Origin of the sequence: Rhizobium binxianense (assembly GCF_028994275.1) — a bacterium.
GTDB classification, from domain to species: domain Bacteria; phylum Pseudomonadota; class Alphaproteobacteria; order Rhizobiales; family Rhizobiaceae; genus Rhizobium; species Rhizobium binxianense.
The window spans coordinates 1,551,904-1,565,513 of the sequence record NZ_CP118713.1; the positions used below are offsets into that span (position 1 = coordinate 1,551,904).

General features: G+C 59.0%; 12 protein-coding genes and 5 tRNA genes. 9 read left to right on the forward strand and 8 right to left on the reverse strand.

Features of this window, described 5'->3' with window-relative positions; all coding sequences use genetic code 11:
- Positions 1-53: 53 nt before the first annotated feature.
- From PO860_RS07755 to recJ, 3 genes are all read left to right on the forward strand, one after another.
- Positions 54-1,379: a homoserine dehydrogenase gene (locus PO860_RS07755; protein ID WP_272784475.1), complete on the forward strand. Its 1,326-nt coding sequence runs from the start codon at positions 54-56 to the stop codon at positions 1,377-1,379.
- A gap of 161 nt (positions 1,380-1,540) precedes the next feature.
- Entirely contained in the window at positions 1,541-1,786 is a 246-nt protein-coding gene (locus PO860_RS07760) for a hypothetical protein (RefSeq protein WP_183607486.1), read from the forward strand.
- An 80-nt stretch (positions 1,787-1,866) separates the two neighbouring features.
- Positions 1,867-3,669 (forward strand): single-stranded-DNA-specific exonuclease RecJ, encoded by a 1,803-nt coding sequence (recJ, locus tag PO860_RS07765; RefSeq protein WP_183607485.1) that lies wholly within the window; start codon positions 1,867-1,869, stop codon positions 3,667-3,669.
- 47 nt (positions 3,670-3,716) lie between these two features.
- Here recJ and PO860_RS07770 read toward each other — a convergent pair.
- The 5 genes from PO860_RS07770 to gloA form a co-directional block, all read right to left on the reverse strand.
- Positions 3,717-3,791, reverse strand: a tRNA-Glu gene (locus PO860_RS07770).
- 178 nt (positions 3,792-3,969) lie between these two features.
- Positions 3,970-4,044 (reverse strand) — tRNA-Glu (locus PO860_RS07775).
- 73 nt (positions 4,045-4,117) lie between these two features.
- Positions 4,118-4,192 (reverse strand) — tRNA-Glu (locus PO860_RS07780).
- Positions 4,193-4,390: 198 nt separating this feature from the next.
- The gene (locus tag PO860_RS07785) at positions 4,391-5,452 is read right to left on the reverse strand and encodes a YcbK family protein (protein ID WP_430523303.1); all 1,062 of its coding nucleotides are present in this window, start codon (positions 5,450-5,452) and stop codon (positions 4,391-4,393) included.
- Positions 5,453-5,626: 174 nt separating this feature from the next.
- Positions 5,627-6,067 (reverse strand): lactoylglutathione lyase, encoded by a 441-nt coding sequence (gloA, locus tag PO860_RS07790; RefSeq protein ID WP_003539134.1) that lies wholly within the window; start codon positions 6,065-6,067, stop codon positions 5,627-5,629.
- 194 nt (positions 6,068-6,261) lie between these two features.
- Here gloA and PO860_RS07795 point away from each other — a divergent pair, with 194 nt between their 5' ends.
- Positions 6,262-6,840 (forward strand): cold-shock protein, encoded by a 579-nt coding sequence (locus tag PO860_RS07795; RefSeq protein ID WP_010067665.1) that lies wholly within the window; start codon positions 6,262-6,264, stop codon positions 6,838-6,840.
- A 1-nt stretch (position 6,841) separates the two neighbouring features.
- Positions 6,842-7,330, forward strand: coding sequence for a DUF192 domain-containing protein (locus PO860_RS07800; protein ID WP_275038236.1), 489 nt, complete (start codon positions 6,842-6,844; stop codon positions 7,328-7,330).
- 70 nt (positions 7,331-7,400) lie between these two features.
- On the opposite strand, the gene PO860_RS07805 is transcribed toward PO860_RS07800, so the two are convergent.
- A tRNA-Pro gene (locus PO860_RS07805) sits at positions 7,401-7,477 on the reverse strand.
- 654 nt (positions 7,478-8,131) lie between these two features.
- On the opposite strand from PO860_RS07805, the gene PO860_RS07810 reads away from it, so the two are divergent.
- Together PO860_RS07810 and PO860_RS07815 are read left to right on the forward strand one after the other, a co-directional pair.
- Positions 8,132-8,437, forward strand: coding sequence for an ETC complex I subunit (locus PO860_RS07810; RefSeq protein WP_273885305.1), 306 nt, complete (start codon positions 8,132-8,134; stop codon positions 8,435-8,437).
- Positions 8,438-8,494: 57 nt separating this feature from the next.
- Positions 8,495-8,571 (forward strand) — tRNA-Arg (locus PO860_RS07815).
- A gap of 422 nt (positions 8,572-8,993) precedes the next feature.
- Here the strand turns inward: PO860_RS07815 and PO860_RS07820 are convergent.
- On the reverse strand, positions 8,994-9,275 hold the full coding sequence (locus PO860_RS07820) for a helix-turn-helix domain-containing protein (RefSeq protein WP_272784479.1): 282 nt from the start codon (positions 9,273-9,275) through the stop codon (positions 8,994-8,996).
- A 595-nt stretch (positions 9,276-9,870) separates the two neighbouring features.
- Here PO860_RS07820 and PO860_RS07825 point away from each other — a divergent pair.
- Positions 9,871-10,635, forward strand: a complete 765-nt coding sequence (locus tag PO860_RS07825; RefSeq protein WP_272784480.1) for a metallophosphoesterase — start codon at positions 9,871-9,873, stop codon at positions 10,633-10,635.
- Positions 10,628-12,583, forward strand: a complete 1,956-nt coding sequence (locus PO860_RS07830; protein ID WP_273885306.1) for an AAA family ATPase — start codon at positions 10,628-10,630, stop codon at positions 12,581-12,583. Before PO860_RS07825 ends, PO860_RS07830 begins: the two co-directional genes overlap by 8 nt.
- Positions 12,584-12,897: 314 nt before the next feature.
- Here the strand turns inward: PO860_RS07830 and PO860_RS07835 are convergent, their stop codons facing one another.
- The gene (locus PO860_RS07835) at positions 12,898-13,512 is read right to left on the reverse strand and encodes a hypothetical protein (protein WP_272784482.1); all 615 of its coding nucleotides are present in this window, start codon (positions 13,510-13,512) and stop codon (positions 12,898-12,900) included.
- Between the last annotated feature and the right edge of the window lie 98 nt (positions 13,513-13,610).

Sequence of the window (13,610 nt, forward strand, 5' to 3'; positions counted from 1 at the left end):
TTGGGCAGCCGCCTCAAGCGGCTGCCGCCACCCAGATATTTCAGGATCGATCCATGGCAGATGCCCTCAAAATCGGCATTGCGGGCTTGGGCACCGTTGGCGCCTCGCTAGTCCGCATCATTCAGCAGAAGAGCAACGAACTTGCCGTCACCTGCGGGCGTCCGATCACCATCACCGCGGTCTCCGCGCGTGACAAGTCGAGGGACCGCGGCATCGATCTTTCCGCTGTTACCTGGTTCGACCGGCCGGAAGAGCTTGCCGAAAAGGGCGATATCGACGTCTTCGTCGAGCTGATGGGCGGCGCCGAAGGGGCGGCCAACATCTCGGTGCGCGCCGCACTCCAGCGTGGTCTCCATGTGGTGACAGCCAACAAGGCGCTACTTGCCTATCACGGCGTCGAGCTTGCGACGATCGCGGAAGAGAAGGGCGCGCTCCTAAACTTCGAGGCGGCGGTCGCCGGCGGCATCCCCGTCATCAAGGCGCTGCGCGAATCGCTGACGGGCAATGCCGTCTCGCGCATCTACGGCATCATGAACGGCACCTGCAATTACATCCTGACCAAGATGGAGAAGGAGGGGCTTTCCTTCGCCGAATGCCTCAAGGAAGCGCAGCGGCTGGGTTATGCCGAAGCCGATCCGGCCTTCGACATCGAGGGCAACGACACGGCCCACAAGCTTTCCATCCTGACGACGCTCGCCTTCGGCAATAAAATCGCGGCCGACGATATCTATCTCGAAGGCATCACCAACATCTCGATCGAGGATATCCACGCCGCCGCCGAGCTCGGTTATCGCATCAAGCTGCTGGGTGTTGCCCAGCGCACCGATACCGGCATCGAGCAGCGCGTGCACCCGACCATGGTGCCGGTCGATTCGGTCATTGCCCAGGTCGACGGTGTCACCAATGCGGTGGCGATCGAATCCGACGTGCTCGGCGAACTGCTGATGGTCGGCCCCGGCGCCGGCGGCAACGCCACGGCCTCGTCGGTCCTCGGCGACATCGCCGATATCGCCAAGAGCCAGCCGGGCGCCCAGCGCGTGCCGGTTCTCGGCCATCCCGCATCGGCGCTGGAGCCCTACCGCAAGGCGCAGATGCAGAGCCACGAGGGTGGCTATTTCATCCGCCTGACCGTGCTCGACCGCACCGGCGTCTTTGCCAGCGTCGCAACCCGCATGGCCGAAAACAACATCTCGCTGGAATCGATCGTCCAGCGCTCCAAACAGCATCTGGCGCCGTCGCACCACCAGACGATCATTCTCGTCACTCACGCGACGATGGAAGAGTCGGTGCGCAAGGCCGTCGCCTCGATCAAGTCGGAAGGTTATCTCTTCGGCGAGCCGCAGGTGATTCGAATCGAACGTCCGAAAGAGGAAGGCTGAGTCCTTCTACCCGTTTCGGAATGGTTGAGCCGCCCTGCCTCTGGCAGGGCGGTTTTTTCTGTTGAATATTCAGCTTCCCTAACGGAAGTTTATATTAACAAATACCGAAATATTGATATAAATAAAACCATAGATGGTGAGTCGCCGGCGTGGAGAATTTCATGAGCAAGGACAACCATGCCGGGAAAGGGTATGGCGGCCCATGCGACCAGCCGGACCCTCCTGATATGCTTGAGGAAATCCTCAAGCCGGCGCACCGTGATATCAGTCAGGGGCGCCATGACGAGGCTGACGGCGATGAGGAAAACACGGAAGGCCGCAACTGGGCCATTCTGCTGACGCTGTTTTCGTTCCTGCTGGTGCAGTTCGCCGGCATTGCCATGATCATCTGGGCGGTGTTTTGGTAAAAATCCGTGTCTGCAAATCCGCCGCTATGTTATCTCCGCTGCTCCTGTAGAAAGAGTAGTTGAAGTCAGCGGAGTGTGGCATGGCAGATCCCGTCGATCCGGTACAGCGCGCGTTTCTCGGCGTGGAGAAATCCGCGCTCGACAATCGCTGGGTGGCGCGGCTCGACCAGGCCGGGCAGAACCGGGCGCTCGCCATGTCGCAGGTTCACGGACTGCCGGATCTGATCGCCCGCGTGCTGGCCGGGCGCGGCGTGACGGTGGACGAGGCGATCGAATTCCTCGAGCCCACCATCCGCAGCCTGATGCCCGATCCCCATAAGCTGACAGATTGCGAAAAGGCCGCAACCCGCCTGCTGCGCGCGATCGAGCGCGGCGAGAGTGTTGCGATCTTCGGCGACTATGACGTCGACGGCGCGGCCTCCTCGGCGCTGATGTTCCGCTTTCTCAGCCATTTCGGCGTCAGGGCGAATATTTACATTCCCGACCGCGTCTTCGAAGGTTACGGCCCCAATCCGGCGGCGATCAACCAGTTGATCGACAAAGGTGCTGAGCTGATCGTCACCGTCGATTGCGGCTCCACCAGTCACGAAGCGCTGGCGGCGGCGGCCGCGCGCAATATCGATGTCGTCGTCATCGATCACCACCAGGTGACACATGAGCTGCCGCCCTGCCACGCGCTTGTTAATCCGAACCGTGAGGACGATCTCTCGGGGCAGGGGCATCTTTGCGCCGCCGGTGTCGTCTTCATGGTGCTGGTCGCGACGCTGAGGCTGCTGCGCGCCGCCGGCAATAAACAGATCCTGGCGATCGACCTGCTGCAATGGCTGGACATCGTCGCACTGGCGACGGTCTGCGATGTCGTGCCGCTGAAGGGCCTCAACCGGGCCTATGTGGTGAAAGGACTGGTCGCTGCCCGCCACCAGAGCAATGCCGGGCTTGCGGCACTCTTCCGTAAGGCCGGTCTCGCCGGCCCGGTGACGCCCTATCATTTCGGCTTCCTGATCGGCCCGCGCATCAATGCCGGCGGGCGGATCGGCGACGCGGCCCTCGGAAGCCGCCTGCTGACGCTCGACGATGCCGGGGAGGCGGAGGTGATCGCGCAGCGCCTCGACGAGCTCAACCGCGAGCGCCAGGCGATGGAGACCGTCATGCTGCAGGAGGCGGAAGCCGAGGCGCTCGCCGAATATGGCGACGGCGAGGGCGCCTCCGTCATCGTCACTGCCCATGAGAAATGGCATCCCGGCATCGTCGGGCTGATCGCGGCGCGGCTGAAGGAGAAGTTCAAACGGCCGGCCTTCGCGATCGCCTTCGATGCCTCCGGCCGCGGCACCGGCTCGGGCCGCTCGATCAACGGCTTCGATATGGGCAGGATGGTGCGGGCTGCAGTCGACGAGGGAATTCTCGTCAAGGGCGGCGGCCACGCCATGGCCGCGGGGCTGACGGTCGAGCGCGCCGATCTCGGCAGGTTGAGGACCTTCTTCACGGAGAAGTCGGCAAGGACGGTGGCAAACCTCGTCGCCAACGAGACCTTGAAGATCGACGGGGCGATCGGCGCCAGCGGCGCCACGCTCGAACTTATCGACCGCCTGGAGGCGGCCGGCCCCTATGGCTCCGGCCATGCCCAGCCGCTCTTTGCCGTACCGGCCCATCGCGTCCGCGACGCGCGCCTGGTCGGCGAGAAACATGTGAAGGTAACGCTGGAGGCCATGGACGGATCGCGGCTCGACGGCATCGCCTTCCGCGCCGCCGATACGCCGCTCGGCAATCTTCTCATCAATTCACGCGGCGCCAGCCTGCATGTCGCGGGTTCGCTCAGTGCCGAGCATTACCAGGGTGCGCGCCGCATTCAGCTGCGCGTCTGCGATGCCGCGCCGGCGAAATAGGGCTGTCGAGCAACCGCTTGAAAGACATGGAATTTAGAGAGAAGAAGTGGCACGCCCTAGGGGAGTCGAACCCCTCTTCCCAGAATGAAAATCTGGTGTCCTAACCGATAGACGAAGGGCGCTTCCTTCGTGGTGGCGCCCTTATAGTCAGCACCTTCGAAAGCCGCAAGCGCCAAGACGCGAAAAAATCATCGTTTTCGCCGATTTATTTCGGCTGTGGAAAAACTTGGTATCGTGAGGCGAGGGAACCAGGAAAAATAGGCCAGCGGGCTGGTTTAGGCGCCATTGGCTCAAGCCCGGTGGTACGCCCTAGGGGAGTCGAACCCCTCTTTACAGAATGAGAATCTGTCGTCCTAACCGATAGACGAAGGGCGCAAGCCATTCGTTAAAATAGGCGCGCGCGCCGGCTTCTGCAAGCGGATGCGATGGCTTCTATATAGAGAGAAAGTGGCACGCCCTAGGGGAGTCGAACCCCTCTTCCCAGAATGAAAATCTGGTGTCCTAACCGATAGACGAAGGGCGCTTCCTTCGTGGTGGCGCCCTTATAGTCAGGCGTTTTGAATCCCGCAAGCGGCAAATGCAGTTTTCTTTCAAAAAAATGACAAGAAATCCTGCCGCGTTGCAAACGCCGATTATTGAAGCTGAATCAATAGGCTGCCGGTTGTTTCTTGAACAGCGCGAGGCGGCGCTGCCCTAACGTGATGCGAAAAGCGCGCGGCCGTCAGATCGCTCTTGCGGTCGTCAGCGGCGCGCGTTTGCCGCCGCAGCCCCAGTTCCAGTCACGGGTTTTGCCGGTATCGAGATGGACCGAATCCGTGTGGCAATAGGTGCCGACGCCGCCGCGGTTCGGCAGCGAGCGGATATAGGCGGCGATGTCCCATTTCGTGACTCCGTCGATCTGGATGTCGGCTGCCTCGCAGCTCTTGTGCATCGATTCGTCAGCACCGCCGACCAGGCGGTTATGCTCTTCGTCGCGGTAGCCTGACGTCACGATAACCGGCCGGCCGAAATGGCTTTCGACCGTCTTGATCACGTTCAGCAGGTCGGGCTTGAAGCAGCCGACTTCGACCTTGTCGTTCTGAAGATGCAGCCCGTTCGGCGCGATACGCGTCATGCCGGGCAGGGATGCCTTCTGCAGCAGGCCGGTGAGGCTGCCGAGCAGGTTCTGTTTCGGCGCGCTGTAGAGTGCATTCACAGTCGAGGTCGGAATGCTGCCGGTCGCCAGCGACGCTGTTTGAACCGGCGCAGGCTGCGTGCTGCCATTCTGCGAGGATTGCTGCGGCAGCACCGGCTCCGCCGGCTGTGCTGGTGCGGGCTGCTGGCTGTAGACGCTGCTTCTCGCGGGCACTGCACCTTCCACCGGCGCATAGGCCTGCGGCTGAATGACGGTGGATGTACTGTTGTTCTGCAGCGCCGGCTGGTGATCGGAAAAGATGCTCATCGCCTGGGCGTTGATCCGGGTCGACTGCATGACGAGCCCGCCGATGTTGGCGGGCGCCGATGCCGCCGGATCGGCCGCCGGGGCAGCGGCAGTCGGATTCGCTGCCACGGTCTGAGATGCGGCCTGAGCGCCGGAGACATTGACGAGCCGGGGATCGGTATAGACCGAACGCGGGGCAGGGCTTGCAGGCGCTGCCGCGGCAAGCTCAGGTGCGGCGGCTTGCGCCGCCGGCGCCACCGCGGCGGAATCCAGCGCCTTCTTGTCCGACGCGCAGCCGGACAACAGCGCCAGCACCGAAGTGGCGATCAGCAAAGCGCCCGTCACGGGCATCCGCATTTGCATGTTAGGCAAGCGACCAGTCTCCGGTTAATGCGGAAAATGGGCGAAAAACGCCGCCGTCCGCTTCGAGTCACCGGGAGATTGCCTGCGGGGTCGGATCGCGGCAAGCGCCAAGGCGCCGGCCGGACCCGAAATCGAAAAACCCGCAAGCCTCGCAAAAGCCTTGCGGAAAAAACCTTACCAGGCGCCGGTATTGCCCATCGAGGCCCAGGGCTCAGCGGCCGGAAGCGGGCTGCCTTTCTGCAGGATTTCGATCGAGATGCCGTCGGGCGAGCGCACGAAGGCCATGTTCCCGTCGCGTGGCGGCCGGTTGATGGTGATACCGTTGTCCATCAGATTCTGGCAGGTTGCATAAATATCGTCGACCTCATAGGCGAGGTGGCCGAAATTGCGTCCGCCGCTATAATCTTCCGTGTCCCAATTATAGGTGAGCTCGAGGCAGGGAGCCTTTTCGCTGCGCGCACGGTCGAGATCGTCGCGGGCGGCCAGGAAAACCAGGGTGAAGCGGCCCTTCTCGTTTTCGTGGCGGCGAATCTCCTCCAGCCCGAACAGCGTGGTGTAAAAGGCGAGCGAGGCGTCGAGGTCTTTGACGCGAACCATAGTGTGGAGATAACGCATTCTATTTACTCCTTTATTGGGGCTAGCTTTTTTCGGCGAGCCGAGGTCAGCTTCGGGCAAGTCATCTTTATAAAATGTGCAGCTGGGAATAACCGAAAACTAGGACTTGCGCTTATCCGTTACCAAGATGTTAATCTTGATTTCAAGAATCAGTTAACCGTAACAGTGTGACGCGTATTCGAGGGGCTGGCGAAATGGCTGATAGGATTTCATCGAACGAATACTCCGACCTTGACGAGCTATCGGCAGAGGCGGTCGATCTTGTTGAAATCACCGGCGTCGTCAAGTGGTTCGACGTCGCCAAGGGTTTCGGCTTCATCGTGCCCGACAACGGCATGCAGGACGTTCTCTTGCATGTGACCTGCCTGCGCCGCGACGGTTACCAGACGATCCTCGAGGGAACGCGCATCGTCGCCCTCATCCAGCGCCGCGAGCGCGGCTACCAAGCTTTCAAGATCCTCTCGATGGACCAGTCGACGGCGGTTCATCCCTCGCAGATGCCGCCGGTGCGCACCCATGTGCAGGTGACCGCGACGAGCGGGCTCGAGCGTGCGCTCGTCAAATGGTTCAACCGCACCAAGGGCTTCGGCTTCCTGACGCGCGGCGAGGGCACCGAAGACATCTTCGTGCATATGGAAACGCTCCGCCGCTTCGGCCTGACCGAACTGCGCCCCGGCCAGGTGGTGCTTGTCCGCTTCGGCGACGGCGAGAAGGGCCTGATGGCCGCGGAGATCCATCCCGACGTTCCGAGCCCGGCCAGCCGGTCGCATTGATATGCGCGGTCCAGTCCTGTTTCATGCGATCAGAAGCGCCATCCTGGCGCTTTTTTTCATGGTCGCCCTGCCGGCTCTGGCCGAAGAGCAGATGGGGCTCGACAAGGAGCCGCTGCTAATCCAGACCGCTGCGGGAAAGGTGCTGCATTTCACCGTCGAGATCGCCTCGACGCCCGATCAGCGCGCCTATGGACTGATGTTTCGCAAAGTGATGGCCGATGATGCCGGCATGATCTTCGATTTCGACGAGCCGCGGCGCGTCACCATGTGGATGGAAAACACCATCCTGCCGCTCGACATGCTATTTGCCGACGACACCGGCACGATCCGCCACATCAAGGAAAACGCAACGCCTTATTCGCGCGACATCATCGATTCGATGAGCCCGGTGAAATATGTCGTCGAACTCAATGCCGGCATCGTCGCCAAACTCGGAATCAAGCCGGGCGACAGGATCGTCAGCGCCACGACGACGAAGAAGACGAAGTGACGGCGCGCACGCCCCGACAAGGCGGGCCGTGATCCGGCTGTCAAAGATCCAAGAATATCGGGATATTGAATGGTCGGAGTGGAGAGATTCGAACTCCCGACCCTCTGGTCCCAAACCAGATGCGCTACCAGACTGCGCTACACTCCGTGCCGTGGGCGGGGAGATACACGGTTCACTTCGCCGTCGCAACCCATAAATCCAGCCCTGGCCGAAGATTCCCGCCTGATATTGGGATGCATACAGAAAAATCGTGATGGGCCGCCGGTCTGCCCTGCCGGGCGCGCCGGACGTCAGCAGAAGGCTGCTCAGCCGTGTTCGAGCAGGCCGATATATTGGGCGTAGCTGATGGCAACGTAGAAGAACGCCGTAATCGCAGCCCCTATCACGATGGCATTGAACTCCGCCGAACGTCTCATCATGCGTGCAAATCCACTGAAATTAGCTGAGCCGTAAACTAGTGCCGAGGGCTGGCCGCGGCAATCAGGTTGTTATCACAACATGAGACAGGCGGTAATATCGCGCAACCGGCCGGAACCGTTAAGCTTCAGGCGGCGGCTGACAGGGGCGGGAATATCCGCAGCCGGCCTGTCCGCCGATATCCATGTTTCTGCGGCATCACCTCATCATCGAGATGGTATCGACAGCGCACCTGTACCGCCTTTTTTCTTGAAAAGCCGAGGAATCGCGGATAAGCAAAATTCATCTCTTCGTGCTATGTCTAGCGGCGAAGCAAAGCCCCGGCAGCGGGGAACGAGACCATGAAAGGCGGGCGCTGCCCGCACAGTCGGAGACGCCGCAGTCATGTCTGCCAAGATCTTTCGTCCAGCCAAGACCGCCATGCAGTCCGGCAAGGCCAAGACCCATCTCTGGGTGCTCGAATTCGATCAGGAGTCGCCGCGCAAGATCGATCCGATGATGGGTTACACCTCCTCCGGCGATACGCGCCAGCAGGTGAAACTCACCTTCGAAACGCAGGAACTGGCCGAAGCCTATGCCCAGCGCAACGGCATCGAATACCGCGTCATCGCGCCGAAGGACCCGGTCCGCCAGGTTGTCGCCTATCCGGATAATTTCCGCTATACCCGTACACAGCCCTGGACGCATTGAGATTTCTCGTCCAGAACTGCCGCATCCGGTCGCGCTCCCTGAACGCGACCGCCGGACGGCCCCTTAGCTCAGCTGGATAGAGCACCTGCCTTCTAAGCAGGTTGTCGCAGGTTCGATTCCTGCAGGGGTCGCCAATTAACCCTCTGATCCTGTAGGGAAATCATTGAAAGCTAGGCACGGCTCCTGTCGTTTGAACGGGAGCCGTGATGCTCGGAAATCCCTTCTCAAGAACGTAAGTTCCCGAAAAAATCCCGGAGTTCATAGATCGCGCTGACCGGCAAACGAGTCTCCCTCGACCGACGAACCGCGCCGATAAAAAAGAGAGCCACGACGGCGTTGGCAAAGCGCGCGCGAAAAGAAGTCGCGACAAGATGCCTATCGGAGGCCCGGAAATGCCTGTCGTGGTCTCGGGCGGCCCGCCGGAGGGGCTAACGGACGCTGAGCCCAAGTCGGCGGTAGCTTTCGTCGTGGAGTGTTTGGAGCACTCCAAATCAGCGCTGGTTTGGAGGCTGAGCCGGCAAATATGCGGGACACATGCTCTGCTGGGGCTCGACTGTCAGATTATCTTGATCGTCATGTTCGATTGCATTGGACGCCAACGGACGCCAGTCCCGATGATTTCGTTTCCGTCATGGTTCGCCGCAATGAACTGAACATTCTCGCGTTCGAAGACCGCGCGTATCTGTCCGTTTGTCTTCCTTGTGGGGCGTCTCGTTCCTGACTCGATGTCGCGAAGAGACTTAGCCGTAATGCCGGCTTCCACAGCGAGCCTTTCCTGACTCCAGCCGAGCAAGGCACGGGCAGCACGTATTAAGTCTCCAGGTAAGATGGTCTCCATCTAAGCTAAGAACGAGCTGCGCTGTGAATTGTCAAAGATTACCTAAAAAAGGTAGTTATGCTTATTGAAATCGGTAATTAATCGCTGTAGACAAGACGTCATTCTAGAAACGAAAACACTCGATTCGAAGCGTCAGGCCTAACGCCTGGCTGTGAACGGACGTTTACTCGGTGAGGCTCAGATGACCGTAAACTATGCCCATCATTGGTTCGGAAGGTCCCGGCGGGATTTGATTGATCAGCTGCGGTCGCGTGCTGACGATTTGGAGGCAGTGGGAAAAAAAGGATTCTTGCCTACGAGCTACGTCTATCTTGATAACTGGTCTATCGGAGAGCGAACCGTCCCTTGTTTGCTAGGACGCTTTGCAGGACATCCAGATATCGCTGACGGAAGGCCGGGCTTCACAAGCGAAGTCTTTTTTATGGATGACCGACACAAAACGGCCCGAACGCTTTCCCGTTGGTACCTGCTAGGTGACCAAATGAACCCTGCGGACCAGGCTGCCCGCGGGCGTCAATGACTCGGCGAGCCAGCTCGCATTTAGCTAAATTTTCCCGAACGACTTCGTCATCTGCAATTAGGTGAGCTAAATCATATGAAGCTCTGGATTTTCTCTGATCTCCATGTTGAATTTGATTCAAGACCGCTTGTCATTCCTGAGGCAGATGTAGCCATTTGTGCTGGGGACGTCTGGACTGATGGAATTCTGCCGTCCCTCGACTGGCTCACTTACATCGGCAAACAGATGCCTGTCGTCTGCGTTGCTGGGAACCACGAGTTCTATTATTCGAGCGTCCAAGAGGACCTCGAAAGCGCTCGGCGGCAACGAGGCGAGAGGCCTTGGCAAAACGTCCACTTCCTGGAGAACTCCGCTGTCGCCATTCGAGGAACGCGATTTGTCGGTACGACTCTCTGGACGGACTATCGTCTTCTTAGGTCACCCCAACCATCAATGGCGCACGCTGAAGAATTCATGATGGACTTCGCGCGCATAAAGTTCCGGAAGTCGCCTTATCAGAGGTTTCGACCGATCGATGTCTTCCGAATGCACCGCGACGCCGTTGCATATCTAAAGACAACAAAGAACAAAGACTGGGACAAGACCGTCGTCGTCACCCACCATGCGCCATCAATGAGATCGATCCCTGAGGTCTATCGCAATGACCCCGCGACACCCCACTTCGCCTCCGACCTCGAACCCCTGATCCACGATCTGCGTCCCGAGCTGTGGGTCCATGGCCACATTCACGCGCGCGCCGACTACATGATTGGCGATACCCGGGTTATTTGCAATCCACGTGGGTACCCTCAGGAAGAAGGCGTCAGCAATTTCGACCCGGGCCTCATCATCGATGTCTAAGATCAAGCGCCCATTCAAGCTCGAGAGATTTCGATCGCTTACCCGTGATGAATATTTCCTCCCTGCGACCAAGCTCACCACGGAAGCATTCTCATTACCCTTGTTGGTCGCCTTCTTTGCCGTGGCTCGGGCGATGCGGCCTCTCAAGCGCACCCTAAGCCAGCGTGTCGCTGTTCTCATCGTTCCCGCTGGACAGATGGACATCTTCGTCCGTGCGGCGAGGTCATTCTTTTCTTACGATAGCAAGGCGCGCTACGGATTCTGCGTTTTGGAGAAGGCGGAGAATACCCAGAATGCGCTTGCTCACCTCGGCGACTTTCCGACCCGGGATTTCCTCTTCATCCACTCTTATGAAATGCTTGCCTCGTTCCCGGAAGTACACGCGATTGGTGACTTCATTCAGGCGATTTCGGTTCCGACCGAAAGGCACTACCGAAACGCCATCAAGGCGCTGTATGGGGCCGAGCCCGGCGAATACGAGCTTGGGCTTGTGACTCAGACTCCTTGGGACCTACTCGATCGGGTATTCAGGCCCGGTCGCAGCTACTCCCTGGCGATTGACAAGCTTAGGCGTTTCGCGAGCGAAGCCGCATCGGCAGCAGCGCCATCAGCGGCGGCGAAAGACCATAAGAGCGGTGTCGCAAAGCTTGCCGACTTGCAGGGCTACGGTGCCGCAAAGACTTGGGGACTCGAGCTGGCCCGCGATCTGAAAGACTTCGGGGCTGGCAGAGTTGGATGGTCAGACATCGAGAGTGGTGCGACGATTTCTGGACTGCCCGGGACTGGCAAGACGACCTTCGTGCGGGCATTAGCTCTCGAGGCGGAAGTTCATCTCGTTGAAACAAGCGCTGCGCAATGGCAGTCCATGGGATACCTGAACGATTTGCTCAAAGCTATGCGTGACGCCTTCGCGGAAGCGGCAGAAAAGGCTCCCTCTATTCTGTTCATAGATGAGATCGACTCCTTCGGGTCTCGTAGCAAGCGTCAATCCGACAACGCCCGATACATGCGCATCGCGATCAACGGACTTCTGGAATGCCTCGATCCCCGGAGAAGGGAGGGCGTGGTCGTCATCGGGGCAACCAACGAATGGGATGCGCTTGATCCGGCGATCGTCCGATCAGGGCGCTTAGGGCGAAGGTTGGAGATACCCCTGCCAAGTGCGGAGGATCGGATCGCGATTCTGATACAGATCGCGGACACAGTGCCGACAATCGATGAGGAGGAGGTCTTCTCCGATCTCACTGACGGAATGACCGGTGCTGATATCGAGGAGGTGGTTCGCAAAGCAAGGCGGAAAGCGCGCATCTCCAACACCAGCTTTACGGTGAAGACGGTCTTATCCTGCTTTCCCCCGATAGTGGTCCTCAGCGAGGCATATCGTCGTTCCGTCGCGGTGCACGAAGCCGGTCATGCTCTGGTCGCTACGGTTTTGGGCTATGCCAAAGTAAAATCGGTTTCAGTCCGCAAGTTTATGCCGGCGGGAGGGAGCGGAAGCCTCGGGGTAACCAGCTACGCGTTTCCTGTGCTGGAGCGAAGAACTCGCGATTTCCATCTGTGTAATATCGCCACGCTCCTCGGCGGGATAGCAGCCGAACGAGTCGCGTACGGTGATCATGCAGACGGTTCAGGCGGCGCACCAACCTCTGATCTCGCTGAAGCGACGGATATCGCAACCTCCCTGGTTGCCAGCCACGGCATGGGAAGTAGCCTAATTGTCGACCCCGTAACCGCGTTCGGGGACCTCTCAAATCTACGGAACCACAAGCTTTATCTGCTCAAGGAGATCGACGACATTCTCACGGAACAATTGAAGCGCGCGGAAGAAATTGTATCGGAAAACCGGGCGAAGCTAGATGCGATCGTCGAGGCTCTTCTCGAGAACGGCCAACTTTCCGGAGGTGACGTAGCCTCTATCATTGGACGCTCGCCACCACCCCATCCGTGATCATGCCACTTTCGCAGTGAGGCTTTCAGCAATTTCGGCGGCCTCCGACGTGCTGAGGTTTTGTACGGGGAATGTTTCCAGCACCACCAGTCCTGGTGATCGCCTTTTCCGAGCCCACGCGACGGCCGTGATCGGTGGCGTCCGTCCACAAGACTAGCGGCTATCCGAGCGGGGAGCGGATGAAGGCCAAGAAGCTGTCACCTGTCGCTGTCGTCCGCTTCGAGAGGAATGCGTTACTTGTCATCATTACATTCATCCCTCCTTCAATGAAACGTGAGCGGTGTGCTGCTCACACTAGCGCGTGAGACGGCCAATCAGTCGCTATTGCTTGCCAGCAATAGGATGATTGGGTCCGTGCTGTACCGCACCCGGGTAAATCCCTGCCAATCTGCCAGCATATCTAGGGAGGGCGCATCGGAAGCGACCTTGTTGAGATTTTCCTGAGTGCAATCGATAGGGTAGAGCCCTTCTGAAAGCCTTCGCCATGTGCACTCGCAATCAAGGCCGATTGCGCTTAGTGCTGTCGAATATGCTGAAATAGAGGACGCCAACATGTTGCCTGGCTCAAGGTTTCCGTGTTGTGCGAAGTAGAACTGCTTTCCGATTTGGTCGAGCTTGTCTTTGATCGTCACATTCGGTGTGAGAATTGTCGCAACCATCGCGACCTCCAAACAGTGATATCCGCCACATTGATGGTGCAACGCGATCCATTCACGTTCATCCGAAAGTGGAGGGACGGTCTGCAAGAATGCTAAGACGGGCACCACGTGTATAACCTCGCGGACATCGTTCGGAAATTGGGACAGCGGGGCGGCGTCATTCTTGAAAAAGAGATCGCCTGTCTGCGAAAAGAGGCTCGACGGCAGACTGCGTACCGGCACCTTTCCTTTATCGCGAAAGCGCGAAAACACCTCTTCCGTAACGATCATGGTACCAATCTCAAATCAATACGACTGAACACATGGGAAAATATCTGGCACGCATGACAGGCTTTCGCAATGGCCCCTGAGCATCACGGGGTGTGCTT

Bases quoted from the DNA above. Each gene is read 5' to 3' on its own strand.
- PO860_RS07760 (WP_183607486.1), top strand. From the start codon at position 1,541: ATGAGCAAGGACAACCATGCCGGGAAAGGGTATGGCGGCCCATGCGAC.
- PO860_RS07755 (WP_272784475.1), top strand. From the start codon at position 54: ATGGCAGATGCCCTCAAAATCGGCATTGCGGGCTTGGGCACCGTTGGC.
- recJ (WP_183607485.1), top strand. From the start codon at position 1,867: ATGGCAGATCCCGTCGATCCGGTACAGCGCGCGTTTCTCGGCGTGGAG.
- PO860_RS07800 (WP_275038236.1), top strand. From the start codon at position 6,842: ATGCGCGGTCCAGTCCTGTTTCATGCGATCAGAAGCGCCATCCTGGCG.
- PO860_RS07830 (WP_273885306.1), top strand. From the start codon at position 10,628: ATGTCTAAGATCAAGCGCCCATTCAAGCTCGAGAGATTTCGATCGCTT.
- PO860_RS07785 (WP_430523303.1), bottom strand. From the start codon at position 5,452: ATGCAAATGCGGATGCCCGTGACGGGCGCTTTGCTGATCGCCACTTCG.
- PO860_RS07825 (WP_272784480.1), top strand. From the start codon at position 9,871: ATGAAGCTCTGGATTTTCTCTGATCTCCATGTTGAATTTGATTCAAGA.
- PO860_RS07835 (WP_272784482.1), bottom strand. From the start codon at position 13,512: ATGATCGTTACGGAAGAGGTGTTTTCGCGCTTTCGCGATAAAGGAAAG.
- PO860_RS07810 (WP_273885305.1), top strand. From the start codon at position 8,132: ATGTCTGCCAAGATCTTTCGTCCAGCCAAGACCGCCATGCAGTCCGGC.
- PO860_RS07820 (WP_272784479.1), bottom strand. From the start codon at position 9,275: ATGGAGACCATCTTACCTGGAGACTTAATACGTGCTGCCCGTGCCTTG.
- PO860_RS07795 (WP_010067665.1), top strand. From the start codon at position 6,262: ATGGCTGATAGGATTTCATCGAACGAATACTCCGACCTTGACGAGCTA.
- gloA (WP_003539134.1), bottom strand. From the start codon at position 6,067: ATGCGTTATCTCCACACTATGGTTCGCGTCAAAGACCTCGACGCCTCG.